The sequence below is a fragment of the Streptomyces sp. NPDC049577 genome (assembly GCF_040675635.1).
In the GTDB taxonomy this organism is placed as follows: Bacteria; Actinomycetota; Actinomycetes; order Streptomycetales; family Streptomycetaceae; genus Streptomyces.
This window is the reverse complement of the sequence record NZ_JBFAPH010000052.1, coordinates 1-24,438: the sequence shown is the minus strand read 5'-3', so window position 1 is coordinate 24,438 and position 24,438 is coordinate 1. Positions and strand designations below refer to the sequence as shown.

Genomic DNA, 24,438 nt, shown 5'->3' with positions numbered 1-24,438 from the left:
CGGCGGCGTCGCGTGCGTCGTCCACCGTCCGCTCGCCCTCGGCGCGCGCCTCGGCGCCCCGTGGCTGGTCGTCGCTGCCTTCGTCGCGGGTCTCGGGACGTCCCTCACCGCCATCGCCTGGGACACCTCGCTCCAGGAGCACGTCCCGTCGCACGTGCTGTCGCGCGTCTCGTCCTACGACGACCTGCTCTCCTACCTCGCGATCCCGGTCGGCCAGCTGGCCGTGGGCCCGCTGGCCGGGGCCTTCGGCGGATTCCGGGTGGCGACGGCCGCCGGCGCGCTGTACGTCGCGGCCGCTCTGGCCCCGCTGGCGTCTACGGCCGTCCGCCGGCTGCCGCACGGTGCAGGACGACCTGCCGCGTCGCCGTGAACCCGCTCCTCTCGTAGAACGGGACGAGCCGCGCGCTGCAGAAGAGCGACACGACGGACACGCCGCCGAGCTGTGCGAGCAGGCAGGACATCAGCTCGTGCCCGACGGCGTTCCCCCGGCAGCCGTCCCGGACGACGACGTCCTCCACGTAGCCGCGCAACGCCCCGTCCGTCACCGCCCTGGCGAACCCGACCAGCTCCTCGCCGCGCCAGGCACCGGCGGCCGGGAACCGCCCGAGGACCTCGGCGACCTGTTCCCCGGTGCGCTCGGGCCACCATCCTTCCTGGCGGTAGAGCGCGAGCACGGCGGCGGGGGGTATGGGGCGCTCGGCGTGCGATGCGCAGGTGATGCCGTCGGTCATGTGTGTTCTTCCGTGGCGCACGGACCGAAGTCCTCGTCGGGTATCCGGGTCAGTCGGCGCACATGCCGACGAGCCGCTGCGGGGTGATCCTGACGAGGTTCACGGTGGCCGGCACCGCAGGGTTCACCTCGTCAAGAAGCTTGTGTGCGGCAGCGTTCGACTTGATCGTCGCACCCGCGACCCCAGCCGGGCCAGGCCGGCAGGCGGTGCCGGACCGGCACCCCTTGAGGAAGACATACGATCGACTGTATTCTTTTCTGCATGGCGCAACCCGTCCTCACCGAGGCGACCGACCCGTTCTGTCTGGACCAGCCGGATGCCGTGGCCCTGCTGGCCGGGGCCCCGTGGCGCAGATATGCCGTCATCGGCGACAGCCTTTCGGCGGGCATCGGCGATCCCACCCCCGGCTACCGGAATCAGGGCTGGCCGGACCGGGTCGCCGGTGTCCTGCGATCCGTCCGGCGGGATCTCGACTACCTCAATGCCGCCGAGATCGGGGCGACAACCGCCCGGACCATCGAGAATCAGGCGGCCCGCATGGCCGAGTTCTCCCCGGACCTGCTCCACGTGCCGTGCGGGGCCAACGACATCGTGCGGCGCAGGCCGGACTTCGGTGGAACAGAGCGAACGCTTCGGCAGATGTACGACCTGGCGAAGGACACCGGCGCCCTGCTGACCACTTTCACGCTCGGCAGGGCGTATGTCGTCCCGGCCTTCCCCGACTGGCCGGAGCGCATTGCCGCGGTCAACGAGATCGTGCGCGGTCTGGCCGCCGAATACGGCGCCATCGTGGTGGACATGTGGGATCACCCGGTCAACGACCGCGCCAACCTGCTCAGTGAGGATCGCCTCCACTTCTCGACCTCGGGTCAGGCCGTGATGGCGGCCGAGATGGTCAAGAAGCTGGCCGATTCCCTGGGCCGCGCCACATCCGCTTGATTCCCGCCCCAGGGCGCACCCCGACGAACAAAGAGGTCTCTCATCGTGGCAAGCAGTCAGCAATCAATCAGCCGGCCGACAGTGGCCGCGAAACCCGATGCCATTCCGTGGATGACGATATCGGTGGTCCTGACCGCCCTGTTCATGGCGGTCCTCGACTCGTTCATCGTCGTGGTCGCCGACCCTTCGATCGTGGCGGACCTGCATGCCTCCGACAGCGATGTCCAGTGGGTGCTGGCGGGTTATCAGCTGAGTTACGCGGTCTTCATCATCACCGCCACTCGCCTGGCCGACCTGTTCGGCCGCAAGCGGATCTTCCTTCTCGGAATGACTCTGTTCACCCTGTCGTCAGTCGCTTGCGCGCTGTCGCCGAACGCGGGCAGCCTCATCGCCGCACGTGTTGTCCAGGGTCTGGGGGCGGCTCTGATGGTGCCCCAGGTGTTCGCCTACGTCACGGTGCTGGTGCCGGCGGCGAGGCGGCACAGCGTGTACGGCGTGCTCGGCATCGTCATGGGAATGGCCACCATCGGCGGACAGGTCGTCGGCGGACTGCTGATCGGCGCCGACCTGTTCGGTTCCGGCTGGCGCCTGGTGTTCTGGGTGAACGTGCCGATCGGCATCGCCATGCTCCTGCTCGCCGTGCGCTACGTACCGGAGACGGGCCCGGCCGCCGCCCGCAAGCTGGACATGCCGGGCGTCCTGGTGCTCAGCACGGCCCTCTTCCTCCTGGTGCTCCCGCTCATCCAGGGGCAGCAGGCGGGCTGGCCGGGCTGGGTCTGGGCCTGTTTCGCGGGCAGCGCGGTCGCGTTCGGCCTGTTCGTCGCGATCGAGCGGAGCCTGGAACGGCGTGGCGGGGATCCGCTGGTGCCGCCGGCGCTGTTCGGCCAGCGCTCGTTCTCGCTCGGGATCGTTCTCGTCCTCGCCCTGTACGCGCTGATCTACTCGTATTACCTGGCCCTGTCGGTGACGCTGCAGCAAGGCCTCGGCATGTCGGCGCTCGGCGCGGGCCTGGTCCACACGCCGGCCGCCATCGCGTTCTTCGTGTTCAGCATGGTGGCGAGCCGGATGATCCCGAAGTACGGAAGACGCGTTCTCGAAGTCGGGGCGATCATCCTGGCGAGCGGTTACCTGGCGACCGGCCTCCTGCTGGTGTCCGGCCCGCGGATCACTCCGCTGCTCGTGATCCCCACCCTCATTCTGCAGAGCGTCGGTGGCGGGCTGGTCATCACCCAGGCGCTCAACACGGTGCTGAGCCACGTCAAGCCGGAGTCGGCCGGTGTCGCGTCAGGGGTCCTGTCCACGGCCCAGCAGTGCGGCGGAGCGATTGGCGTTGCCGTTATCGGGGCGGTCTTCTTCGGCTCGTTCCATCCTGCGGCGGCCGGCAGGGTCGCCGCCGCCGGTCACGCCTTTGCCGTCGCGTCCTTCGGGACGTTCGCCATCGCTGTCATGGCCGGCGTTGTCGTCTTCCTTCTGCCGAAGCGGCCGGCGGCCCAGGCCTGAGTGCGAGGATCAACGGTCGTGGCTCGGACCGCGTCATTGCGGGGCGTTGTCACTGCGGGGCGGTGCTATGGCGGGGCGGTGCTATTGCGGGGCGGCCAGCAGGCCTTCGACGATGCGGCGGACCTTGCTCACCGCGCTGTCGTCCCCGAGCCGCAGAGCCGTGTTGGCGGCACACAGCAGCGCGTCGATCTGGAAGACGGCGAGTTCGACGTCCAGCTCGGCGATCTCACCGCTGTCCATGGCGTACCGCAATTCGCCGGCGATGACGTCGAGCCACTCCCGCTGATCGCGGAAGAGCGCGTCATGGACGGGCCCGGACCTGCCGTCGAAATCCGCGAGGTTCGCGGCTCGAAAGCATCCACCCGCGAACAGCGGGGTCGAGGCGTAGACGACCCACTCGTCCAGCAGTGCGCGCAGGCGTGCGACCCCGCGCGGCGCGGACCTGGCCGGCCGGACGACATGGTCGATGAACATCTCGCGGGCGAAGTCGACGACCGCCAGTTGCAGCGCTTCCTTCGACTTGAAGAGCGTCTGGATGCCCGCCTTGCTGAGCCCGGTGTCCGTGGCCAGGCGGCCGAAACTGAGCCCTTCGAGACCGTCGAGCGAGGCGATGTCGACCGCCCGCTCCAGTACGGTCCTCCGGGTCCGGGCACCGCGCAGGAGGCGTTTGTCGGTGACATCTGCCATGGCACTACCCATACGGTCGATCGTACCCCAGGGCCGGCAGGCCCGGTCATGCCCTTCCGAGCGGCGCGGCCGAGCGCGAACCGGCGGCTCATGAGTGTCGAAATGGGTATTTCTGTGCTTTCATGACCGTGACTCTCTTCGGCGGAGGCGCTCATGCGAAACGCGGAGACGAATCACCAGCCGCACAGGGGCATGCTTCTGCGACGGCGACGGCTCCTGGCGGGCGCCGCCGCCCTGGCGCCGCTGCTGACCAGCACGGGAAGGGCCACCGCCCGCCCCTCGCAGGGCCGTGGCGGAGACGCCGGCACGCCCGCCGAGCCGATACCGTCCACCGCCGCCGACTGGGCGGATGTCGCCCAGGCCCTGGGGCGGCCGGGAAACATGATCCGGGGCGTGTACTACCACACGGGATTTCCGCGGACGGATCTCCGCGTCGTCACCCGGGGAATCACCGTCACACCGGCATTGGCCCTCGGTTCGCACGTATCGTTCGTGCGCTACAGCGACGACAGCTTTCTCATCATGGGCGATCTCGTCGTCACGGAAGGCGAGCTGCAGAAAACGACCGACGCACTGCGCACCCGGGGATTCATGCAGACGGCCATTCACAAACACCTGCCCGCCCAGAATCCCGACGTCTGGTGGACGCACGTGCACGCGCACGGCTCCGACCCCCTCCCCCTGGCCCGCGGCCTGCGCGCGGCCCTCGACCACACCGCCACCCCGCCCGCCGAGAAGCAACCGGCCACCCCCGCCCCGCCCGCCGGCCTGGACACGGCCGGCATCGACGCCGCGCTGGGCACCAAGGGAACCGCCGGCATCGGCGTCTACACCGCCACCTTCATCCGTCGTGAGACCATCGTCGACCTGCACCGCGTCCTGCCGCCCGGCCTCGGGGCGACGACGGCGCTCATCTTCCAGCCGCTCGGCCGCGGACGGGCCGCCCTCAGCGGCGACTTCGCCCTGATCGCCGAGGAGGTCGAGGACGTCATCTCGGCGTTGCGCGACGGCGGGATCGACCTCGTCGAACTGCACAACCACGGTCTCACCGACGAACCCCGGCTGTTCTTCATCCACATCTGGGCCGTGGACGACCCGATCAGGCTCGCCCGCGCCCTGCGTAGGGTCGTCGACCTCACGAATGTCGTCGCCGCCCCGGCGGCATAGCCGCCGCTATGGGGCGTTGGCCTGTTTCCTCCCTACGGCCTTGCCGCGGCACCGGACCGGAGCAATGATCACCGTTCGTACCGACGTGATCACTCACCCGGACTGGAGCCGACCCATGCCCTCTCGGAACTCTCGCGCCGCCCTCCGCCGCGTCCTCGCCGCCGGCACGGCCGCCGCCGCCCTGACCCTCACCCTCGCCCAGGGCGCGCAGGCCGCCGCGCCCGCCCCGGTGAACCCCGTCCGTACCGCCGCCGCGCCCGCGTCGGCCGCGTCGGAGAACCCGTTCGACGTGATGGACCTGGACGGCCTCCGGGCGACACACGAGTTCATGTGCCCGGCGGGCCACTGCGTGGACTACTGGTCCCTCGTCCTGACCGAGGACCGGCTGGGGCGGCACTACTCGGGCGGGCGGTTCTTCGTCTACGCCCCGGCGACGGGCGAGTTCAGCTTCTTCCTGAACACCGACATAGCGACCCGCACGGTCAGCAGGCCGGAGCAGGTCCGCATCGTCGACGTCGACTTCCTCCGCTCCCACCCGCGCGTCGAGGTCCGCTACGGCAACCCGGACCACCCGAGGAAGGCGAGGACCGTCGCGACGTCGACGATCTGGATGTAGCCGGCGGCCGGCGCGGCGCGGTTCACGCGGCCGGCGCCTTCGCCACGGCTTCGAGGGGCATCTCCCGGCCCGGCCGGCGGCGCTGCGCCCAGCGCACGGCGAGGGGCGCCGCCAGGCCGGTCAGGGTGAACAGCGCTCCCACGACGTACCATCCGGGGCGCCCCCAGGTGATGCACAGGGAGATGAGCAGCCCGGGCCCGAGCGCCTCGGAGAGTCCGGCACCCAGGCCGAACACCCCGAGGTACTGGCCGGTGGCGTGCTCCGGGGCGAGGGCGAAGGACACCTCGAACCCCGCGGCGGAGTGCCACAGCTCGCCGACCGTGTGGACCAGCACCGCGACCATGAGCAGCGCGGCCGCGGCCCACGCCGGCACCCCCGAGGACAGCGAGATCAGCGAGCAGGAGACGAGGAAGACCACGCCCGCCCGGCGGTAGGCGCCGGCGCCGGCGGCGGGAGAGTCGATGCCGCGACTGGCCCGCACCTGGAGGGCGACGACCATGACGGTGTTGACCAGCATGGTGCCCGAGATGAGCCAGCGCGGGGCCGTGGTGGCCTCGACCAGCCAGAGCGGGATGGCCACGGTGAGCACCTTGAACTGGATGGCCATGACGCCGTCGAGCGCGGTGATCAGCAGGTAGGGCCAGTCCCGCAGGGCGATCCAGCGGGGCCCGTCGGTGGCGGGCCCGGGAGCGACCGGCGGCAGGAGGACCAGGACGGCCGCGGAGGCCGCGCAGGAGACCGCGATGCCGACGACCAGGAGCTGGTAGGCGGTGGCGGTGCCCACCTGGACCGCCCAGCCCGCCAGCAGCGCGCCGAGCGAGATGCCGATGTTCGTGACGGCGCGGAGGTACGCCCGGAACTCCTGCGGCCGGTCCCCTCCGTAGCGCCGGATGAGCGGACTGCGGGCGGCCACTCCGGCCGCCTGCGCGCTCGTGGCCGTACACACGGCGAGGACGAACGGCCAGAAGCCGTCCACCGCCAGGAAACCGGCCGTGGCCAGCGCGCGCACCACGAGGGTGGCCGCGTAGACGCCGCGCGCTCCGCGGGTGTCCGCGAGATGGCCGACCGCTATCCCGACGGCCAGCGACACGAAGCCGGCTATCCCGAGGCCGAGCCCCACCTGTGTCGCCGGCAGGTGAACCGCCTGGGTGAAGTACAGCACCCCGGCGGTCAGATAGAGACCGCTGCCGAGGGTGTAGACGAAGTTCGAGGCGGCGATGGCCCGTTGCGGTCCGGCCTCCGGCATCAAGTGGGGCATGGCATGGCTCCGCGTCCTGGCTGGCGGTAAGGGACGTTGGCGGTAAGGGACGTTCAAGCTGTTCGCATATTACGGGCGGTGGGCGGCGTCGCACAGGGGTTCCGCAACGGTCGTCAGCCGGTGAGCATCCGGACGACGAGGTAGAAGTTCAGGCCGATCACGAGCGCGGCGACGACGGACGCCGCGACCGTGGTGACGGGCCGGTTCGCCAGGGGGCCCATGACCTTGGGGGCGTGGGTGAGCAGGACCAGCGGAACCAGGGCGAACGGAATGCCGAACGACAGGACGACCTGTGACCACACCAGGGCGTCCGTCGGGTCGGTCCCCGCGAACAGCAGGATCACCGCCGGCAGGAGGGTGACGGCGCGGCGCAGGGTGAGCGGCAGGGTCCTGCCGAGGAACCCCGACATGATCACCTGGCCCGCGTAGGTGCCGACCGACGAGGACGCGAGCCCCGAGGCGAGCAGGGCGATCGCGAAGGCGAGCGCCGCGTGACGGCCGAGCGTCTCGCCGAGTCCGGCGTGGACGTCGCCGATGGTGTCCACGGACCGGTTGGCGGAGTGGAAGAGCTGGGCGGAGATGATCAGCATGACGGCGTTCACGACGCCGGCCAGTCCCAGACCGGTCAGCACGTCGCGCCGGACCGACCGCAGTTGCCCACCGGCCGGTCCCGGCCGGCCGGCTCCCCGCGTGCGGGCGCCGGTGAGGCTGGAGTGCAGGTAGATCACATGGGGCATGACGGTCGCCCCGAGGATCCCCGTGGCGAGCAGGACGCTCTCCTCGCCCGAGAACGCGGGCACGGTTCCCCCGGCGATCCCGGGCACGTCGACGCCCGCCAGCGCGGTGTCGAGCAGGAAGCCGGCGACGATCACGACGAGCAGGCCGGCCACGGCCACCTCGAAGCGCCGGTGGCCGCGCGTCTCCAGGCTCAGCACCGCGAAGGCCGCGAGACCGGTGACGAGTCCGCCCAGCGGCAGCGGCAGCCCGAAGAGGAGGTTGAGCGCGACGGCGCCACCGATCACCTCCGCGAGGTCGGTGGCGATCGCGACCAGTTCGGCCTGCGCCCACAGTCCGAGGACCACCGGGCGCGGGAAGTGGAGGCGGCACATCTGCGGCAGGTCCCGGCCGGTGGCCAGGCCGAGTTTCGCGGACAGGAACTGCACGAGGAACGCCATGAGGTTGCCCGCGATGACGACCCACAGGAGGAGGTAGCCGTAGCGGGAGCCGGCCGCGAAGTTGGTGGCGAAGTTCCCGGGGTCCACATAGGCGATGGCCGCGACGAACGCGGGCCCGTACATCGTCACCCGCCCGCCGGCCGCCTTCCGCGGGGGCGCGGTCATCACTGTCACGGCTCCTCCACCTCTCCCACCTGCTTGCGGGCAGCCAGCCACAGCCCGATCGTCTCCCAGAGCACGAGCACGGCCCCGGCCGCCGCGAGTCCTCCCCCGGAGCGCGGTTCGCCCCCCAGTGCCAGCGCCCCGCCCGCCGGCGCCATGACGGCACCGGTCGCGGCGAAGACCCGGAGCCGGCCGATGTGGTCCGCCGCTCGTCTCACGGGGCGGGTCCCGTCGCGCGGGCCATCACGCCTCCAGTACGTGGTCCGCGATGCGCCGGCCGATCTCGAGCGATGCGGTGGCCGCCGGGGACGGCGCGTTGAGCACGTGGACCTGGCCCCGGGCGCGCATCAGCAGGAAGTCGTCGACCAGCGTGCCGTCGGGGCGCAGGGCCTGGGCCCGGACTCCGGCGCCGGCGCGCACGATGTCCCCGGTCTCGATGCCGGGCACCAGGCGCGCGAGGCTCTGGGCGAACCGCCGCCGGGACAGCGACCGGACGACCTCGTCGACGGCCGTGCGCGAATAGCGCTTGGCGAGTCGCCACAGGCCCGGATAGCCCGCTGCCGACGCGACGTCGCGGACGGAGACGTCACGCCACCGGTATCCCTCGCGGCGGAGGGCGAGCACGGCATTCGGCCCGGCGTGCACGCTGCCGTCCAGCATGCGGGTCAGGTGCACGCCGAGGAACGGCAGGGCCGGGTCCGGCACCGGGTAGACCAGTCCGCGGACGAGGTGCCGTACGGCGGGTCGCAGCTCGTAGTACTCCCCGCGGAACGGCACGATCTGCACCGGCGGGCGCAGTCCGGCCAGGCGGGCGATGCGGTCGGCGTGCAGGCCCGCGCAGTTCACCAGGCGGTCGGCGCGGACCGCGCCGTGGGGCGTGCCGACCTCGAACCCGCCGCCCCTGCTGCGGATGCCGGTCACGGGCGTGGTGAGCCGCAGATCGGCTCCGGCCTCGGCGAGGTCCTCGACCAGGCGGGCGCAGACACCGGGGAAGTCGATGATCGCGGTGGTCTGGACGTGCAGTGCCTGGAGGCAGGCGACGTACGGCTCCATGTGACCGGCCTCCTTGGGGCCGATCAGCCTGGCCGGCACCCCGTTGGCCTCCGCGCGCGAGGCGAGCGTTCGGAGAGCGGGGAGTTCGTCGGTCCTGGTGGCGACGATCAGCTTGCCGCACACCTCCACCGCCACGCCGCGGCTGCGGGCGTAGGCCACCATGGACCGATTGCCCTCCAGCGCCATCCGGGCCTTGTCCGAGCCCGGCGCGTAGTAGACCCCGGCGTGGACGACCCCGGAGTTGTGGCCGGTCTGGTGCGCGGCCCAGGTGGTCTCCTTCTCGCACACGGTGACACGCGCGCCGCGGGCGACCAGCGCGTGGGCGACGGCGAGTCCGACGATTCCGCCTCCGATCACCGCGACGCGGGGACCCGGTGGCCGTGCTCCGCGCGAGGGGCCGCCCGCCTCCTGGGTGCTCCCCGTGTTCTCCGACGATCTGGCAGACATGTCCATGAATCACTCCGGGCCTGTTCCGATGACGGGCGATCGGCCGTGCCGATCGGTGCGGTGGGCATCGTTGCCTCACCGCGGGTCGGGCCGCGTGGCCGCCTCAGTCCTTCGCTTCCGCGAGCACCGCGTGGATGCGCTCGACCCCGGCGACCAGGTCCTCGTCGCTCAGGGCGTAGGACAGCCGGAGGTAGCCCGGGGTGCCGAAGGCCTCCCCCGGGACGACGGCCACCTCGGCCTCGTCCAGCAGCAGTCCGGCCAGACCGGCCGCCGTGCCGACGCGCCGCCCCCGGATCTCCTTGCCGAGCAGGTCCTTCACCGAGGCGTAGACGTAGAAGGCGCCGTCGGGTTCGGGGCACCGGACTCCGTCGATCTCGCCCAGCATCCGCACGATCGTCCGCCGGCGCCGGTCGAAGGCCGCCCGCATCCGGGAGACCGCCTCCAGGTCGCCGGACACCGCGGCGAGCGCGGCGGCCTGGGCGATGTTGCAGACGTTCGACGTGACGTGGGACTGGAGGGTCGTCATGGCGGCGGCGATGTCGTGCGGGGCGACGGCCCATCCGACCCGCCAGCCGGTCATGGCGTACGACTTCGCCACACCGTTGACGACGACGCACCGGTCGCGGATGTCCGGCACGACGGCCGGCAGCGAGTGGAACTCCGCGTCACCGTAGACCATGTGCTCGTAGATCTCGTCCGACAGCACCCACAGCCCGTGCTCGGCCGCCCACGCGCCGACGGCCTCGGTCTCCGCCCGGCCGTACACCGCGCCTGTCGGGTTGGCGGGCGACGAGAACACCAGCATGGCCGTGTTCCCCGTGCGGGCGCGCTCGAGTTGTTCGACGCCGACGCGGTATCCGGTCGTCTCGTCGGCGAAGACCGGCACCGGGACCCCGCCGGCGAGCGCGATCGCCTCCGGGTAGGTCGGCCAGTACGGTGCGGGCACGATGACCTCGTCACCGGGGTTCAGCAGTGCGGCGAACGTCTCGTAGATCGCCTGCTTGCCGCCGTTGGTCACGACGACCTGCGCGGCGTCCACGTGGTGGCCGGCGTCGCGCATGGTCTTCGCCGCGATGGCCTCCCGCAGCTCGGGGAGGCCGCCGGAGGGTGAGTACCGGTGGAACCGGGGGTCGTGGCAGGCGGCCGCCGCGGCCTGGACGATGTGCTGTGGCGTGGGGAAGTCCGGTTCGCCGGAGCCGAAGATGATGACCGGGCGCCCGGCGCGCTTGAGCGCCTTGGCCTTGGCGTCGACGGCGAGGGTGGCCGACTCGGCGATCGAGGCGACGCGCGCGGAGGCGCGGCCCCGGGTGCCGGTGATCATGTCGTTCTGTACCACTGTTCTTCTCCCGCCTCAGGAATCGGGGTTGGCCCGGGCCACGACGACCGGCTGGTAGTAGCCGCTCCGGCCCTCGTGAACGACCCCGCGCGGATCGTCGTGCTCGGGGAAGAACCACCGGATGTCGGTGAATCCCCCGGCGGTCAGGGCCGCGTCGAACTCGGCGCGGCGCAGGGCGCGGTAGTCGGTGGTGCGCACGGCGGTGTTCCAGCCGTCCTCGCCCGGCTTCCGGGTCAGCAGGATGTGATCGGCGGTCAGCGTGCGCCGGTCCTCGGCCCAGTCCCACGCCTGGACGACGATGCTGCGGTCGTCGCCGGTGCCGAACATCTCCGGGACGAGGCCCCGGACGTCGTCCTTCAGGATCCGGTCGTAGTCCCGGATGGTCGCGAGGAAGACGCCGCCGGGACGCAGGCAGCGGCGGATCGAGGCCAGGGCCCGGGCCAGGTCGTCGTCGGTGAGCAGGTGCGTCAGCGAGTTGGCGCCGGAGACGACGGCGTCGAACGTGCGGTCCAGCCGGTCGGCGACCCGGCGCACGTCACTGGTGACGAACTCGGCGTGCAGTCCGCGGGACGCGGCCTCGCGGCGGGCGCGCTCGACGGCGCGCTCGCTGAGGTCCGATCCGGTCACCCGGTATCCCCTGGCGGCCAGGGGCAGTGCCTGGGTGCCGATGCCGCAGGTGCAGTCGAGGACCTCGGCCGACGGCCGCACGCCCGCGGCGGCGAGCAGCGCGGCGAGGGCGTCGGTGTAGTGGACGGCGAAGCCCCACCAGTCGTCGTACATCCGGTGGTAGGTCTCGGCGAGGTCGTCGTAGAACTCTTTCGGATCACGGTCTGGCATGCCGTTCCTTCGCGGAGGCCGCGGTCGGGGGATCGGGGGTGGGCGGGCCGGCGCGCGGTGCGGGACGGGCGCCGCGCGCCGGCCGGTTCTGCCGGGTGCGGCCGGTGTCAGCGGGCGATCAGATTGCTGATCTCGATCAGGTTCCGGTCGGGGTCGCGGACGTAGACGCTGTTGATCGGGCCGAGGGCGCCCACGCGCTCCACCGGGCCCTCCTCGATCACGGCGCCCTGGGCCTCGATGTGCGCGGCGACGTCCTCGACGGGGTCCGTCACGATGAAGCACAGGTGCTCGGTGCCCGGGCCGGGGTTCTCGGCGGTCGGCTCGATCTCCTTGCCGACCTCGTGCAGGTTGATCTTGCTGTCGCCGAACCGGAGGGCCTTCCGGTCGTTCACGAGGCTGTTGAAGGTCACGACCTCCATGCCCAGCACCCGGCTGTAGAAGTCGACGGTGGCGTCGATGTCGTTGACGGTGAGGACGGTGTGGTCGAGCCGCTCGTACTTCATGGGATCTGCCTCCTGTGGTGGTCAGTGCTGCGGTGCGGGCAGGTCGTGCTCGACGGTGGCGACGGGGCCGATGCCCACGAGCTCCGCCAGGTCGTTCAGGTCCTGGAGCACGGACTCCAGGACCGGTATGCCGTGGTCCAGCCGGGCCCGGGTGAACCGGTGGCGCCGCTCGCCGGGGATGCGGACGGGGTCCTGCGGGTCGACGCCGGGGGCGCCCTGGACCTCCCGGGCCAGGCTCGCCGCCGCCGCGGCGATGGCGCCGGGATCGCCGAGCGCGTCCAGGCTCAGGCAGAACACGAAGTGGCCGAGGCCCGCCTCGCCGCCCCGGTAGGTGTGGCGGCTCCACCGGGCGCCGGCGAGCGGTCCGCACAGCAGCTCGATGAAGAGGGCGAGGCCCGACCCCTTGTGCCCGCCGTGGTCCGCCTCGCCGCCGCCCAGCGGCAGCAGGGCGTGTCCCTTCCGGTTGATCAGCCCGGTCACCGTTCCGGTGATGTCGAGGGAGGGCCGGCCGTCGGGACCCAGCGCCCAGCCGGTCTGCATGGGCTTCCCCGTGCGGTCCAGCTGTTCGAGTTTGCCGCGGGAGACGACGCTGGTGGCGCCGTCGAAGCAGAGGATTCCCCCGGCCGTGGGGACGGCGTAGCAGAACGGGTTGGTGCCGAACATGGGCTCACTGGTGCCCATCGGCGCCACCTGCGGGACCGCGTTGGTGGACACCATGGCGAACATGCCCGCGCGGGCGGCCCGTTCGGCGAACCAGCCGGCGATGCCCATGTGGTTGGAGCGGCGGACCATCACCGCGGACGTGCCGTACTCGCGCGCCTTGCCGACGGCGAGGTCGACGGCCGTGCACAGCGCGGGCTGCCCCAGCCCGTTGTGCGCGTCGACGACGCACACGCTGCCCTTGTCGCCGACGACCTCGGGCACGGCGTCCCGGTTGATGTCACCGGTCTTGAGCCCTTCGACGTAACGGCGCAGACGGGCGACGCCATGGCTCTCGACGCCGGCCAGGTCGGCCGCGACCAGCACATCGGCGGTCACCGCGGCGTCGGCGGAGCTCGCGCCCGCGGCGCGGAGCGATGCGGCGGTGAAGCGCGTCAGCTCGGCCGCCTCGACGATCAGGCGCGCGGGCGCCAGGTCCCCGGCGCCTGTCATGAGGCGTTCCCCGGCTGTCCCGGCGGGGTGGTCCGGACCGTGACGGCCCGGCGGATCCGTGCCTCCTCCGCGTCGATGTCACCGTCGATCGGCACGTCGAAGACGGCCGTCACCGCCCGGTTCGACGACTCGGTGATGCGCAGCAGTTCGTCGCCGCGCTTCTTGAGGACGAACAGCTCGTGCAGGGTCGCGGGCGCGTGCGGGTCGACGGGCCGCAGCTCCGGCCAGATGCCGGTGGTGTCGGCCAGCCAGCGGGGCGTGACCCCGTCGAGGCCGTCGACCGTGACGTCGCGCAGGATCCCGGGGACGTGCTCGAAGTAGATCTGCCGGCCGCGGCGGCGGAATTCCGGCGCGTACTCGGCCGGGCGGCCCATGGCGATGTCGATGAGCACCGGTTCGACCGGCTGCCCGCTCGCCAGGTGGTAGAGGTGCAGGCAGGCGTCGCCCGGGGCGCGCGCCGCGATCTCCATCAGGACGACCCGGCCGTCGTCGGTGATCCGGTACTCGGCGTGTGCGAACCCGTTCTCGAACCTGAGCCGTTCGACGACGCCGTGCTGCGCCTCGACGATCAGGCCCGTCTCGCGCTCGTCCAGGTTGTCGGGCGGCGTGGTGTGGATCAGCTCGACGAAGAACTCGGTGGCGTCCTCGTTCGTGCCCTTCTGGGTGAGCAGGGTGACGACGGGCTTGCCGTCGACGACGAGCGAGTCCACGTTGTACTCGCGGCCCCGGATCCGCTCCTCGACCAGGATGCGGCTGCCGGGCTCCAGCTCGGCGACGATGCCCGCCAGGTCGTCCGGTCCGCCGACCGTGCGGACGCCGATGCTGGACTCGCGGTCGAGCGGCTTGACCGCGGCCGGGAAGGCGCCGTCGTAGGCGGCGGCCAGGTGCTCGGCCTCGTCGCGGTCCATGGGTCCGCCCTCGGGGGCCGTGACGAGCACCGAGGTCGGGCTCCACTCGCGCAGATAGCGGCGCTGGAGCAGCTTGTTGCGGCAGACCCGCGAGGCCCGCCAGCCCGCCGACGGCAGCCCGAGCAGGTCGCAGACGAGCTGGCCGGCCTCCACATAGACCTCGGCCCCGACGAGGACGCCGCGGATGTCGTACCGCTCGGCCCAGCGCGACGCCCGGTCCGCGATGCCGCTCAGGTCGGCGCCGTCGTGGAGGCTGATGTCGGTGATGGCGGCGAAGGGGTGGTCCGGCGTGCCGAGCAGTTCGATGCCCCGCTGGACCATGGCCGAGCCGCGCTTCTGGGAGACGACCAGCACGGCGAGCCCGCGGGCGCGCAGCTCGGTCAGATAGGGGCCGATCTTGGACAGGTCGCTGAAGACGAGGAACGCGGGTTCCTTCGCCGCTGCACCCGTGGGCATGGGTGTCCCTTCGTGGTGGGGATGGGGGGAATCCGTAGGGGCGTCAGGCGGGCTGGACGGCGTCGGAGGCCGCCGTGAAGATGGCCAGTGCCTCGGCGAGTTCGGCCTCGGACGTCGTGACCGGCGGCATGATCTTGATCATGGCGCCGCCGAGCGTGGACGGCACGCAGAGCAGCAGCCCGGAGGCGACGCACTCGGCGACCGCGCGCCGTGCCGTCCGGGGGTCGAACGATCCGTCGTCCTTCGTGAAGACGACGCCGGCGATCATGCCCATGGTGCCCACGATCCGCCGGCCGCCGGGTCGCCGGCCCGCCCACTCGGCGAGCCCGTCGGCCAGCCGGCGGCCGCGCCGCGCGGCCTCGGCGACGAGCGTCCCGTCGGCGAAGAGGGCGAGATTGGCCTCCGTGGCGGCGAGCGCCACCGGGTTGCCGCTGTGGGTGCTGGTGAGCTCGCCCGGGCGCAGCCCCTCGGTGAAACGCGGATCGCCGATGAGGACCGCCGAGACCGGCAGCGAGCCCGAGAGCCCCTTGGCGCACAGCAGGAGGTCGGGGCGGACACCGATGTGTTCGTACGCGAAGAGCGCGCCGGTACGCCCGAAACCGGACTGGATCTCGTCGAAGACGAGGAGGGCCCCGTGCCGGGTGCACCATTCCCGCAGGGCCCGGCCCGCCGCCGGGTCCAGCAGGCGCAGCGTGGAGCCCTGGTAGAGCTCGCCGACCACGCAGGCCACGTCCTCGGGGCCGGCGCCGATCTCGCGCAGTGCCTCCTCGATGACCTCCGGGCTCCACTCCCGCCCGCGCTCCGGGTACGGCACCCTGAGGAAGACGTCGTCGCACTCCGGTGTCCAGTCGCGCTGCGCCGGCAGCCCGCCGGCGAGCTGGGCACCGAGGGTCCGGCCGTGGAACGCTCCGTCGAAGGTGACGACGACGGCGCGCCGGCCGCGCGCCCGGGCGTACCGGCGGGAGATCTTCAGTGCTCCCTCGACCGCTTCGGCGCCCGTGGTGTAGAGGACGCACTGCGGAAACCCGGTGAGTTCGGCGAGGGCCCGCACCACGCGCGCCCGCACGCGGGTCGGGAACATGTACGCGTGCAACAGCCCCTGCTGGGCCTGGGCCTTGACCGCCTCGACCACCTCGGGGCGGGCGTGCCCGGCGTTCGCGGTCAGGATCCCGCTGGTCCAGTCCAGCCAGGAGCGGCCCTGCCGGTCGAAGACCCGGCTGCCGCTCGCACGGTCCCAGACCACCGGGTGCTGCGTGTGCATGGTGGCCGGTTCGTAGCGCCGGAGCGTCTCGATGACCCAGGCGTCGTCCCCGGCGCCGGTCTGTTCCCGGGCCGCGTCCGCCACCGTGCCCATGGTGTCCACCGTGCTCATGGCGTCCGCCGTGCTCATGGTGTCGACGACGCCGCCGACTTCCGTGTTCGTCACGACCCCTCCGTGTACTGGCCGCGTACGGTCCAGGCGGTTCCGGTGGTGTCCGAGGCGGTCACCGCCACGGCCACCAGCTGTTCGTCGCCGGTGTTGACCAGCCCGTAGTAGAGGCCGGCCGGTGCCATGCCGACCGAGCCGGGGCCGATCGGGTGGCGGCTCGGCTCCGGCAGCGGCCGGCGGGGCGGCGCGTCCAGGGGGTAGTGCGCGGACGGCACATAGGCGCCCGCCGGTTCGGGCTCCTCCCCGTCGAAGACCTGGAACTCGCCGTGGCCCGCGAGGACGAGGATCATCCCGTCGGCCACCGGGTGCATGCGCGCGGAGATGTCCTGCCCGGGGCCGAGGCGCCACGCCGCCGCCTGCATCCGCTCGCTCGCCCACAGGCCCAGCTTGCGGGGCACGGAATCGGAGCAGGGCTCCGTCGGTACGGAAAAGGTTCGCACGACCATCGCAATCGCCTTTCTCGAGAACGCAGTTCGTGGACTTCGCGCTTCCTGCGGATTACTCGACGATCCGGACCGGTCACCGCTCGAAGATCTGCATCTGCATGATCTGGGTGAAGAACTTGCCGCTCGGGCGGATTTCCACCCCGTCCGTCTCCACGCGGATGCGCCGGGTCTCGACGGGCTCCAGTTCGCCCTCCCACCACTCGCCGGGCCCGACGGAGATGCCCTCCGCGGCCAGCACGGTCTTCTCGCCGCCCTGCTCCGGGTACGCGATCACGCGCACCTCGCGGGGGAATCCCGTGCGGATCACGGGGACGGGGCGCCGCTGGAGGCGGATCCGCACCGGGACCCGCGGGCCGCCGAGATCGACGGTCAGATATTCGGCTCCCGACGTGGAACGGCTCGGCGAGCCCCAGCCGGTGTGGGGGCTCCCGTCGAAGAGGCACTGCTCGTTCCAGAAGTCGTAGCGGTGGCAACCGGAAGAGTCTGTGACGTAGCAGCCTTCGATCATGCGCAACTGCTCGACGGACATGTCGGTCTCCTCTTCTAGACGTGTTCCGGAGGTGCTTCGGAGGTGCTTCGGAGGTGGGTTCCCGGCTATGTGTGGCTGAGCCTCATGCCGCGCGCGCTGTTCAGCCCGTCGAGGGCGTCCGCCACCCCGGCGAGCTCGTCCAGGACGATGTCCGCCTCCGCCCGCGCGGCCTCGGAGTGGGCGAGCCGGCGGTCGATGAGCAGGGTGGTCATGCCCACCTCCCGGGCGCCGCGCAACTCGTGGTGCTGGCCGTCGCCGATGAACGCGCAGTGCGCGGGGGCGATGCCGAGCCGGTTGACGGCGCTCAGATAGATGCCCGGCCGGGGCTTGAGCTGGCGGACCCGGTGGGAGAAGACGGTGACGTCGAAGTACTCGCGCAGGCCGAGCCGGTCGAAGATCCATTCGGCGTGGTCGGACGCGTTCGTCACCAGGGCCAGGGGCAGCCCCCCGTCGCGCAGCCCGGTCAGGAGCGGGACGGCCTGGGGGTCGACCTCGAAGCTCGCCACGAAGCCGGGGAAGTGACGCTCGACCGCGGCCCGTACCGATTCCCTCGGCAGGTCGGTACCCACGGACTTGGCCGACAGCGCGATGCGTTCGACGATTCCGGGGACGACCCCCGACATCGTCTCGTCATGGAGCCGGTCGTACGCCGGGCGCCACGCGTCCAGTTCGAGACCGAGCTCCTCGGCGACGTTCCCGAAGAACGGATTGTTCGGTTTGCGGAGCACCAGCGTCGAGAACAGGTCGAAGCAGGCGCCTTGTATGGCAGAAATGACTCTCACTCCCTGATGATCGGGTCAGGCCGTCAGCAGTGATTCCTCCGGCGAGGACTCCGCCGGCCGGCCGAGAGGGCGCTGGCGCTGCTCCAGGAAGAGGCTGTGCTTGACCCAGTTCAGGCCCATGCGCTCGAAGATCGCGTCGTGGTCGGTCTCGACCCTCGCGCCGTTCGCCGCCAGCTCGGAGAGCACGATCTCGGCGAGCTCGCAGTTGCCGGCCAGCCGGAGGTCTCCGCGCTCGTCGACCGCGTACGGCGTGTCCTCCATACCGAACCGGAGAACGTCGACGCCACTGTCCGGCTGGGCGGCGTACGTCGCCAGCCTGCGCAGCGCGCAGGCGGATTCCCCGCGCCGGGCCCCGACGTCGAGCGGCAGGTAGTGCTCGCTCGCCTGCTGCGGCAGCACCGCCGCGCCGACCGTGACGGTCACGTGGCGCTTCTTCACTCCCGGTTCGGCCAGGTCGTACTCCAGCTTCTTCGCCGCGTCCACCACCTGCTTGAACTCGGCGTAATCGGTGGGGAAGGGAAGTCGCGGGGAGAAACCGAAGAGCAGCGTGATGTTGAGCTGTCCGGTGCCGCCGAGCCGCATCCCCGGGTGTTCCACCGCGTACCGGGTCATCGCGTAGCTGCGCGGGAACTGGACCCATTCCACCTCGTGGAAGAGACCGAGTTGCCGCCGGGCCCGGATGGCGCTGCTGTAGACCTCGAACTGGATGAGTGGCGAGGTCCTGCCGTAGTCGGCCCCCGAGCTCGTCGAATAGGTGTCGAGTCTGGTCGCCGTGAGGCGGTCGGACGGCCGGTAGCCGGCGACGGCCTTGAGGAAGTCCTCGCTCTCGATGAAGTCGAGGCCCAGCTCGCCGTACTGCCGCTCCATTTCGGTCATCAGCTGGAGTTCGACGGCCGCCTGGAGGGTGACGAAATGGGCCCCGCCGAGATGCAGGGGCAGACCGCACTGGCTGATGCGTTCCCATTCGCCGAACCGCCGGATGCCCTCCCGGACCTCGGGCCCGTTACGGCTCGCGCCGAAACTGAGGAGCATGTCCTTGCAGCGGCGTTGCACGGGCCGGCTGATCGCCTGGTAGATCTCGTTGCTGGTGGACTGCTCGTGGGTCTTCGTGTTCCGCGCGTGGTAGTGGTAGTAGCGCGTCCCCATGCCGTAGAGCGCTTCCGCCTCGGCGATCAGCGCCAGCGGCGACGCCTTGATGGTGGTGCCGGTGCAGATGCTGTCGAGCAGCACATCGCCGGTCGCCCGGTGATTCCCGGGAGTGAACTTGGCTCCGGTGGACGCACAGCCGAGCATGACGGTCTTCTCGCCCGTAAAGGCTCCTGCAAAGGTTCCCACTCTTCCCCCATCAGGTTTGCTGTCACGCGTCGCCGCCCGGCGCGGCGGCCCGCTCGGGTCCGCCTAGCCCCATCCCAGGTCGCCTTGGGCGCTCTCGGGCGCCCGGTCGCCGGCCGGCGCGGACGCGACACGGGTCGTGCCTTCGACTGAGGAATGCGTCAGTTGAACGCCCGCCGCACCCATGAGGAGGAGCAAGGCGACGGAGGCCGACCGTACGGACATGCTCTTGACCACGGGGTTTCCCTCTCTCAACGACCGTCTGCGGTTGCGGAGTTGATCACTGGAACGACCTTCGCACGCACGCCGGACCCAGCCAAGATTTCCAAGGGGTCCTATCCTTCACAGGCGTGTTTAGGAGGGGGTCAAATCATGCAGCATTACGCAGATGTGGACGCCGGTGTCGGAGCGGAGGCGCTCAGGGTCTACGACGCCGTCTGCTCGTCCCCCGGCGTGACCCGGTCCGCGCTGTGCGATCTCGTGTCGCTCCCGCCGGAGGAGACGTCGGCAGCCGTGGACCGGCTGCTGGAACTCGGGTTACTGGAATCGGACGATCGCGGGAGCGTGGTCGCCGTGGCCACCGGTGCGGCGGTCCTGCGCGCCTGCAACGCGGTGATCCGGGCGGCCGCCGAGGAGCGGCAGGAGGCACAGCGCCTGGCCGCGCTGGTCACCGGTCTGGACGCGATGCGCGCCTCCGCCGGCGCGGCGTCGCCGGACCGCTTGGTGAGCCTGGAGTCGGTCCGCCGGACCATCTCGGTGCTCGCCGCCCAGGCACAGGAGGAGATCCTCGCCTCGCAGCCCGGCGGCCCGCGCCCCGACGAGCAGCTGAAGGAGTCCCTCGGCCGCACCCGCGACGCCCTGGAGCGCGGCGTGCGGATGTGCACCTTGTATCAGTGGACGGCACAGTTCAGCCCGGCCACCACCGACTACGTCAGTTATGTCACGAGCCTGGGCGCGGAGGTCCGCATCACCCAGGACTCGTTCATGCGTCTGCTGGTCTTCGACCGCAAGACCGCACTCATTTCGCTGCGGGAAGTACCGCACGGCGCCCTGGTCGTGCACGACCCGGACATCGTCAACTTCGCCGTGGAGGCCTACGAACGCGCCTGGTCCGCCAGCCAGCCCTTCCCCACCCACTACGTCAAGGACGAGGTGGTCGCGGCGTCGGAGGACATCAAACTGTCCATCATGCGGCTCCTCACCGAGGGGCACGAGGTCTCGGTCATCGCCAAACGCCTCGGCTTCTCACACCGGACCTGTCAGCGGCACATCTCCGAGATCATGCAACGGCTCGGTGCCCGGAACCGCCTCCACGCCGGCTACCTGATCAGCCAGAAGGGCCTGCTGGACGCGCCGCCCGCGGCCCCCCGGCAGCCGGCCGCCTGCGCGGTACCGCTTCCGGTCCATTGACGGCCTCGTCCGTCATCGTTGTTGTCGCAGTTCTTCCCGTTGGCGAAAGGTGACGATGTACGCGATATCCCTGGGCGACGACGGCGCCGAGCTGCGCCCGCTCGAACCGTGGCAGGCGGAGGAGTTCCTGGCCCACATCGACCGGGGCCGGGAGTTCATCGGGCAGCACAACGCGCTGCCCGACGTCGTCCACGACCTGGAGTCGAGCCGGGCGTTCCTCCAGGCGTACGCGGAGAAGGCCGCGGCCGATGCCGGCCGCATCTGCGGCATCCGGGCGGACGGCAAGCTCGTCGGCGCGGTCATCCTCCGCAGGATGGACGTCGAGCAGCGCACCGCCGAGGCGGGCTGCTGGCTGGAGCCGTCGGCGGTGGGCCGGGGCCTGGTGACCCGGGCCGCGCGGGTGCTCATCGACTGGGCCGTCGAGGAGCGGGGCATCCACCGCGTGGAGTGGTGGGTCTCGTCGGCGAACGAGCCGAGCATCGCCGTGGCCCGCCGGCTGGGCATGACGCGGGACGGCGTGCTGCGGGAGAGCTACCTGTACCGGGGGAAGCGGCACGACGAGGAGATCTGGTCGGTGCTCGCACCGGACTGGCGGGCGAGCAGGCCCGTGTCCTGACGGTCTTGCCCTATGAACCGGAATCGTCCCGAACGCGGGCGTGCAGATGCTGGTCGTGCCATCCGTCCGCGTGCAGCAGCGCGCTGCGCATGGTGCCCTCGAGGGCGAAGCCGGCCTTGGCCGCGACCCGGCAGGACGCCGGGTTGGCCACCGAGTGGCACAGCCGGAGCCGCTGCAGGCCGAGCTCGTCGAAGGCCCACTCGCTGAGGCGTCGCGTGGCCTCGACGACGACCCCGCCGCCGCGGGCGGCGGGCAGGACCCAGTAGACGAGCTCGGCACTGCCGCCGGCGAGGTCGATGTCGTTCAGCCCGATGAGGCCGATGGCCTCACCCCCGTCCGCCCTGGCGACGGCCCAGACGGCCCCCGCCTCGGCCCGCCAGCGCTCGTGCATGCGCTCGATGCGCCGGCGCGCGTGCTCCGCCGACTCCACGACCAGCAGATTCCACTGCCGGATGGCCGGGTCCTGCCCGGCGGCCACGAGGACGCCGGCGTCGCGGAGATGCCAGGGTCGCAGGTCGAGGCCGTTGGGGAGGCCGAGGACGGGCTGGTCGGCGAGGGCCATGCGGCCTGGAGGGACGACGGGGGGTATGGGCGCACCATTGATCACCTGGGCATCGTGCCACGGTCTTCGGGCGTGCTCGGGTGAGGACGGGGCGCCCGCGGTGGTCGGGCACCCCGATAGCGGTTCGCGGGACCGGCCCTGATGACCATGCGTTGCCGTCCTCCAGCACGATCGCCCGAATCCGTAGCCGCTGTATGGCATCAGGGCATGGAGGATGCCGAGATCTACCGTTCCCGGTCGCCACACATCCGCAGTTTCAACTGCGCACTACAATGCGCCGTAACCGAGAAACGACCACGTCCTCGACGGGGTTCTCCTGTCGGAGCTGACCTGAGAAGCGCGCGGTACTGTACGGCACATTCGACGCCCCGAAGGTCAGTCGCAGCCGAACTCTGCAGAGCCGAACGACAGCCCTCTCGGGGGCCCGCCGGCAGCGAACCCCGAGACCGGTATTCAACTCTGGGCTACCACGCGCTGCCGAGGGTCTCTTTGTGAGAGGCAAGCGAACCACGTCGCCAGGAAGCTAGAAAGTTCTCTATCCCCGAGCGCCGGATATAGATGCGCGGGATGCCCTTGCTGCGGGTAAATAATTTGAGCCATTGAATCCGGATACCCCAGGTCTGACCAAACCGAATCGAGTGCCTCAAACTTCTCCACAGGGTCATGCACGGAGTCGGCCACGGCACGCGCGAAGTAGTATGACCATACCGCACTCGAACCCTCGTTCTCATAACTGAAGAGCCCCGCAGCAAGGTCGGGGATGCGCTCGCGCTCATCCACGAGGAGCGCAGAAATCTCTTGCTCCTCCGGCGTGAGAGGAATCTCATCTCGCGCAAGGCCATCGACCACTCCCGCCAGGATATCGCGATCAATCAAGCCACGACGGTAGCCATACGAAAGCTCCCCGGGGTAAGGAAACCCCACCTCGATGAAAGCTCGCACACTAAACCTAGGCCACACTTCACGCATCCCAACCCGCCTCCAACACTACCTGGGCTCGAAAGCCTCATGCACAAGGGTTCCCCGCGGGTCCACGACCCAGTGGAAGTTGCCAGACCTGCCATTCACTTCGCCAGGAACCGACACATGAAGCATGGTATCCGGGTTCATGGGGTCCCTTTGAGCCTGACGCCACACCTTTCCCTTTTCCGCGATCTCATCTTGCACAAATATAGGTGCACGATGATAAGGGTCAGATTTCTTTGCCGCCGAACTCCCACGAGGCGCATTTTGAATTATTTCCTGAGCCTCCTGCGGGGTGGGCACATGATGCACACCAGGTGCCACAGTACAGTTGTGGACCAGCACGGGAATCGACCCAGCTAACACATAATACGTATGAATCCCATCGACCGTAAGGTCATAGGTGCGCTGCTTCTTGCTGAAGTGGCGCACTGCCATGACGGAAGCTGGCGCACCACTGTCTGTCCGTAGCTCTGCGCCAGGCTTCAGGTCGCCGGCGTTGACCCAGCGCCCTTCGTTGAGCACCCAGAAGGGATGGGTATCCGTAGCGATGATTGATGCTTCGCCGCTGGCCGTCTTCACCGTGAAGTCAGTGAAGTCCTTGTCGTGCTCAGTAATGATCGTGGCAACAACTGGGCGTGATTCAGTCCGGCCGGATTCCGGGTTCGTGGCGAGTACTCGGTCTCCAACTTGAACGTCTTCGATGCGTCTGTTCTGCCCGTCGGCCAACTCTACGTCGGTGCCTACCGTGAAGCTGTGCAGGCAGCCACCCGCCTCTTCCTTGGCCAGGGACTTGGCCTCGCCCTTGACGAGCGATCCGGCTAGACGGCTGGACAGCCTGCCTTCCATTGTTGCTACCCAGCCGGCTGCATCCATGACCTGTTGCCCGAGATTCTGCTTGCCCTCGCAGGTGATGCCCTCCTGCTTGCACATGATCTGGAAGATGAGCGCCTGAGCAGCGTTATCCCAGGGAATCTTGTTGCACCCAGCGTCAACGCCCATCCTGCAGGGGTTCCGCGGATCGAAGAACTCGAAGATTCGCGGCTCTCTCTTCAGCACAGCCTTCTGTGCCCTATCGAGATCTTCCGCTGTGCCCGAAACCATCCCCGTGCCCATGGGCTCGTAGAAAATGACGTCGGAATCCGTCGTGCAGCCGCCGCAGCCGTCCGTATCGACGTAATCGTCGAGCGCGTCCGTCCCCTTGCCGCCACCAGAGTCGTAGCAAGGGAGGTTGTCGCCCGGGCAGACCATCTTGCCGTCCGGGTCGGCGAAGGTGACAGGGCTGTTGCTGGCGTACGCATACCCGTTCAGCGTTTGCGGGTCGTTCGTGTCCATCAACGGGTCGACGCTGATGAATCGGCCCGTCGACGCGTCGTACTCACGGGCTCCCAAGTGGGTCAAGCCCGTCGCCGCGTCGATCGTGCCGCCGACGAAGCCCTTCG

Annotated in this window: 25 protein-coding genes and 1 pseudogene; 7 read left to right on the top strand and 19 right to left on the bottom strand. The window is 70.4% G+C overall.

Annotated elements, in window-relative coordinates; genetic code table 11:
• A pseudogene (locus AB0K09_RS09410) lies at window positions 1-370 on the top strand (MFS transporter); the annotation flags it as partial.
• On the opposite strand, the gene AB0K09_RS09405 reads toward AB0K09_RS09410, so the two are convergent.
• Complete coding sequence (locus AB0K09_RS09405) at window positions 315-731, bottom strand: GNAT family N-acetyltransferase (protein WP_366064706.1); 417 nt, start codon at window positions 729-731, stop codon at window positions 315-317. The pseudogene AB0K09_RS09410 and the gene AB0K09_RS09405 sit on opposite strands and share 56 nt — an antisense overlap.
• A gap of 321 nt (window positions 732-1,052) precedes the next feature.
• Between AB0K09_RS09405 and AB0K09_RS09400 the strand changes: the two genes are divergently transcribed.
• Window positions 1,053-1,670 carry an SGNH/GDSL hydrolase family protein gene (locus tag AB0K09_RS09400; protein ID WP_366064705.1) on the top strand — a complete coding sequence of 206 codons (618 nt, stop codon included), beginning with the start codon at window positions 1,053-1,055 and terminating at the stop codon, window positions 1,668-1,670.
• Between the two features lie 45 nt (window positions 1,671-1,715).
• Window positions 1,716-3,170, top strand: coding sequence for an MFS transporter (locus tag AB0K09_RS09395; RefSeq protein ID WP_366064704.1), 1,455 nt, complete (start codon window positions 1,716-1,718; stop codon window positions 3,168-3,170).
• Between the two features lie 81 nt (window positions 3,171-3,251).
• Here AB0K09_RS09395 and AB0K09_RS09390 read toward each other — a convergent pair whose 3' ends face one another.
• Window positions 3,252-3,857, bottom strand: a complete 606-nt coding sequence (locus AB0K09_RS09390) for a TetR/AcrR family transcriptional regulator (RefSeq protein ID WP_366064703.1) — start codon at window positions 3,855-3,857, stop codon at window positions 3,252-3,254.
• A gap of 192 nt (window positions 3,858-4,049) precedes the next feature.
• Between AB0K09_RS09390 and AB0K09_RS09385 the strand changes: the two genes are divergently transcribed.
• Window positions 4,050-5,024 (top strand): DUF1259 domain-containing protein, encoded by a 975-nt coding sequence (locus tag AB0K09_RS09385; protein WP_366064702.1) that lies wholly within the window; start codon window positions 4,050-4,052, stop codon window positions 5,022-5,024.
• A 115-nt stretch (window positions 5,025-5,139) separates the two neighbouring features.
• Window positions 5,140-5,640, top strand: a complete 501-nt coding sequence (locus AB0K09_RS09380; RefSeq protein WP_366064701.1) for a hypothetical protein — start codon at window positions 5,140-5,142, stop codon at window positions 5,638-5,640.
• A gap of 22 nt (window positions 5,641-5,662) precedes the next feature.
• Here the strand turns inward: AB0K09_RS09380 and AB0K09_RS09375 are convergent, their stop codons facing one another.
• From AB0K09_RS09375 to AB0K09_RS09310, 14 genes are all read right to left on the bottom strand, one after another.
• A complete protein-coding gene (locus AB0K09_RS09375; protein WP_366064700.1) occupies window positions 5,663-6,898 on the bottom strand; it encodes an MFS transporter in 1,236 nt (411 codons plus the stop codon).
• A 113-nt stretch (window positions 6,899-7,011) separates the two neighbouring features.
• Window positions 7,012-8,238 (bottom strand): Nramp family divalent metal transporter, encoded by a 1,227-nt coding sequence (locus AB0K09_RS09370; protein ID WP_366064699.1) that lies wholly within the window; start codon window positions 8,236-8,238, stop codon window positions 7,012-7,014.
• 5 nt (window positions 8,239-8,243) lie between these two features.
• Window positions 8,244-8,453 carry a hypothetical protein gene (locus tag AB0K09_RS09365; RefSeq protein WP_366064698.1) on the bottom strand — a complete coding sequence of 70 codons (210 nt, stop codon included), beginning with the start codon at window positions 8,451-8,453 and terminating at the stop codon, window positions 8,244-8,246.
• Between the two features lie 25 nt (window positions 8,454-8,478).
• Window positions 8,479-9,645, bottom strand: coding sequence for an L-2-hydroxyglutarate oxidase (gene lhgO / locus AB0K09_RS09360; RefSeq protein WP_366064697.1), 1,167 nt, complete (start codon window positions 9,643-9,645; stop codon window positions 8,479-8,481).
• A gap of 193 nt (window positions 9,646-9,838) precedes the next feature.
• Window positions 9,839-11,056, bottom strand: a complete 1,218-nt coding sequence (locus AB0K09_RS09355; protein WP_366064708.1) for a pyridoxal phosphate-dependent aminotransferase — start codon at window positions 11,054-11,056, stop codon at window positions 9,839-9,841.
• Window positions 11,057-11,086: 30 nt separating this feature from the next.
• Window positions 11,087-11,908, bottom strand: a complete 822-nt coding sequence (locus tag AB0K09_RS09350) for a class I SAM-dependent methyltransferase (RefSeq protein ID WP_366064696.1) — start codon at window positions 11,906-11,908, stop codon at window positions 11,087-11,089.
• Between the two features lie 107 nt (window positions 11,909-12,015).
• A complete protein-coding gene (locus tag AB0K09_RS09345; RefSeq protein WP_366064695.1) occupies window positions 12,016-12,411 on the bottom strand; it encodes a VOC family protein in 396 nt (131 codons plus the stop codon).
• Between the two features lie 21 nt (window positions 12,412-12,432).
• Window positions 12,433-13,563: an Ldh family oxidoreductase gene (locus AB0K09_RS09340; protein ID WP_366064694.1), complete on the bottom strand. Its 1,131-nt coding sequence runs from the start codon at window positions 13,561-13,563 to the stop codon at window positions 12,433-12,435.
• Window positions 13,560-14,927: an ATP-grasp domain-containing protein gene (locus AB0K09_RS09335; protein WP_366064693.1), complete on the bottom strand. Its 1,368-nt coding sequence runs from the start codon at window positions 14,925-14,927 to the stop codon at window positions 13,560-13,562. Before AB0K09_RS09335 ends, AB0K09_RS09340 begins: the two co-directional genes overlap by 4 nt.
• A gap of 43 nt (window positions 14,928-14,970) precedes the next feature.
• On the bottom strand, window positions 14,971-16,353 hold the full coding sequence (locus AB0K09_RS09330; RefSeq protein WP_366064692.1) for an aspartate aminotransferase family protein: 1,383 nt from the start codon (window positions 16,351-16,353) through the stop codon (window positions 14,971-14,973).
• Window positions 16,350-16,754, bottom strand: coding sequence for a cupin domain-containing protein (locus AB0K09_RS09325; protein ID WP_366064691.1), 405 nt, complete (start codon window positions 16,752-16,754; stop codon window positions 16,350-16,352). The genes AB0K09_RS09330 and AB0K09_RS09325 overlap by 4 nt, the downstream gene beginning before the upstream one ends.
• A gap of 121 nt (window positions 16,755-16,875) precedes the next feature.
• Entirely contained in the window at window positions 16,876-17,331 is a 456-nt protein-coding gene (locus AB0K09_RS09320) for a discoidin domain-containing protein (protein WP_366064690.1), read from the bottom strand.
• A 65-nt stretch (window positions 17,332-17,396) separates the two neighbouring features.
• Window positions 17,397-18,113, bottom strand: coding sequence for an HAD family hydrolase (locus tag AB0K09_RS09315; RefSeq protein WP_366064689.1), 717 nt, complete (start codon window positions 18,111-18,113; stop codon window positions 17,397-17,399).
• Between the two features lie 15 nt (window positions 18,114-18,128).
• Window positions 18,129-19,406, bottom strand: coding sequence for a hypothetical protein (locus AB0K09_RS09310; protein WP_366064688.1), 1,278 nt, complete (start codon window positions 19,404-19,406; stop codon window positions 18,129-18,131).
• Between the two features lie 411 nt (window positions 19,407-19,817).
• Between AB0K09_RS09310 and AB0K09_RS09305 the strand changes: the two genes are divergently transcribed.
• Together AB0K09_RS09305 and AB0K09_RS09300 are read left to right on the top strand one after the other, a co-directional pair.
• The gene (locus AB0K09_RS09305; RefSeq protein WP_366064687.1) at window positions 19,818-20,855 is read left to right on the top strand and encodes a helix-turn-helix transcriptional regulator; all 1,038 of its coding nucleotides are present in this window, start codon (window positions 19,818-19,820) and stop codon (window positions 20,853-20,855) included.
• Between the two features lie 55 nt (window positions 20,856-20,910).
• Entirely contained in the window at window positions 20,911-21,471 is a 561-nt protein-coding gene (locus AB0K09_RS09300; RefSeq protein WP_366064686.1) for a GNAT family protein, read from the top strand.
• A gap of 10 nt (window positions 21,472-21,481) precedes the next feature.
• Here AB0K09_RS09300 and AB0K09_RS09295 read toward each other — a convergent pair whose 3' ends face one another.
• The 3 genes from AB0K09_RS09295 to AB0K09_RS09285 form a co-directional block, all read right to left on the bottom strand.
• The gene (locus AB0K09_RS09295) at window positions 21,482-22,033 is read right to left on the bottom strand and encodes a GNAT family N-acetyltransferase (RefSeq protein ID WP_366064707.1); all 552 of its coding nucleotides are present in this window, start codon (window positions 22,031-22,033) and stop codon (window positions 21,482-21,484) included.
• A 453-nt stretch (window positions 22,034-22,486) separates the two neighbouring features.
• On the bottom strand, window positions 22,487-22,909 hold the full coding sequence (locus AB0K09_RS09290; RefSeq protein WP_366064685.1) for a hypothetical protein: 423 nt from the start codon (window positions 22,907-22,909) through the stop codon (window positions 22,487-22,489).
• 111 nt (window positions 22,910-23,020) lie between these two features.
• Window positions 23,021-24,438 (bottom strand): polymorphic toxin-type HINT domain-containing protein (locus tag AB0K09_RS09285; RefSeq protein ID WP_366064684.1); only part of this gene is annotated, 1,418 nt, incomplete at its 5' end.

Coding starts and splice junctions, on each gene's coding strand:
- AB0K09_RS09405 (WP_366064706.1), bottom strand. CDS start 731: ATGACCGACGGCATCACCTGCGCATCGCACGCCGAGCGCCCCATACCC.
- AB0K09_RS09390 (WP_366064703.1), bottom strand. CDS start 3,857: ATGGCAGATGTCACCGACAAACGCCTCCTGCGCGGTGCCCGGACCCGG.
- AB0K09_RS09385 (WP_366064702.1), top strand. CDS start 4,050: ATGCTTCTGCGACGGCGACGGCTCCTGGCGGGCGCCGCCGCCCTGGCG.
- AB0K09_RS09380 (WP_366064701.1), top strand. CDS start 5,140: ATGCCCTCTCGGAACTCTCGCGCCGCCCTCCGCCGCGTCCTCGCCGCC.
- AB0K09_RS09375 (WP_366064700.1), bottom strand. CDS start 6,898: ATGCCCCACTTGATGCCGGAGGCCGGACCGCAACGGGCCATCGCCGCC.
- AB0K09_RS09370 (WP_366064699.1), bottom strand. CDS start 8,238: ATGACCGCGCCCCCGCGGAAGGCGGCCGGCGGGCGGGTGACGATGTAC.
- AB0K09_RS09355 (WP_366064708.1), bottom strand. CDS start 11,056: ATGATCACCGGCACCCGGGGCCGCGCCTCCGCGCGCGTCGCCTCGATC.
- AB0K09_RS09350 (WP_366064696.1), bottom strand. CDS start 11,908: ATGCCAGACCGTGATCCGAAAGAGTTCTACGACGACCTCGCCGAGACC.
- AB0K09_RS09345 (WP_366064695.1), bottom strand. CDS start 12,411: ATGAAGTACGAGCGGCTCGACCACACCGTCCTCACCGTCAACGACATC.
- AB0K09_RS09340 (WP_366064694.1), bottom strand. CDS start 13,563: ATGACAGGCGCCGGGGACCTGGCGCCCGCGCGCCTGATCGTCGAGGCG.
- AB0K09_RS09335 (WP_366064693.1), bottom strand. CDS start 14,927: ATGCCCACGGGTGCAGCGGCGAAGGAACCCGCGTTCCTCGTCTTCAGC.
- AB0K09_RS09320 (WP_366064690.1), bottom strand. CDS start 17,331: ATGTCCGTCGAGCAGTTGCGCATGATCGAAGGCTGCTACGTCACAGAC.
- AB0K09_RS09310 (WP_366064688.1), bottom strand. CDS start 19,406: ATGCTCGGCTGTGCGTCCACCGGAGCCAAGTTCACTCCCGGGAATCAC.
- AB0K09_RS09305 (WP_366064687.1), top strand. CDS start 19,818: ATGCAGCATTACGCAGATGTGGACGCCGGTGTCGGAGCGGAGGCGCTC.
- AB0K09_RS09300 (WP_366064686.1), top strand. CDS start 20,911: ATGTACGCGATATCCCTGGGCGACGACGGCGCCGAGCTGCGCCCGCTC.
- AB0K09_RS09295 (WP_366064707.1), bottom strand. CDS start 22,033: ATGGCCCTCGCCGACCAGCCCGTCCTCGGCCTCCCCAACGGCCTCGAC.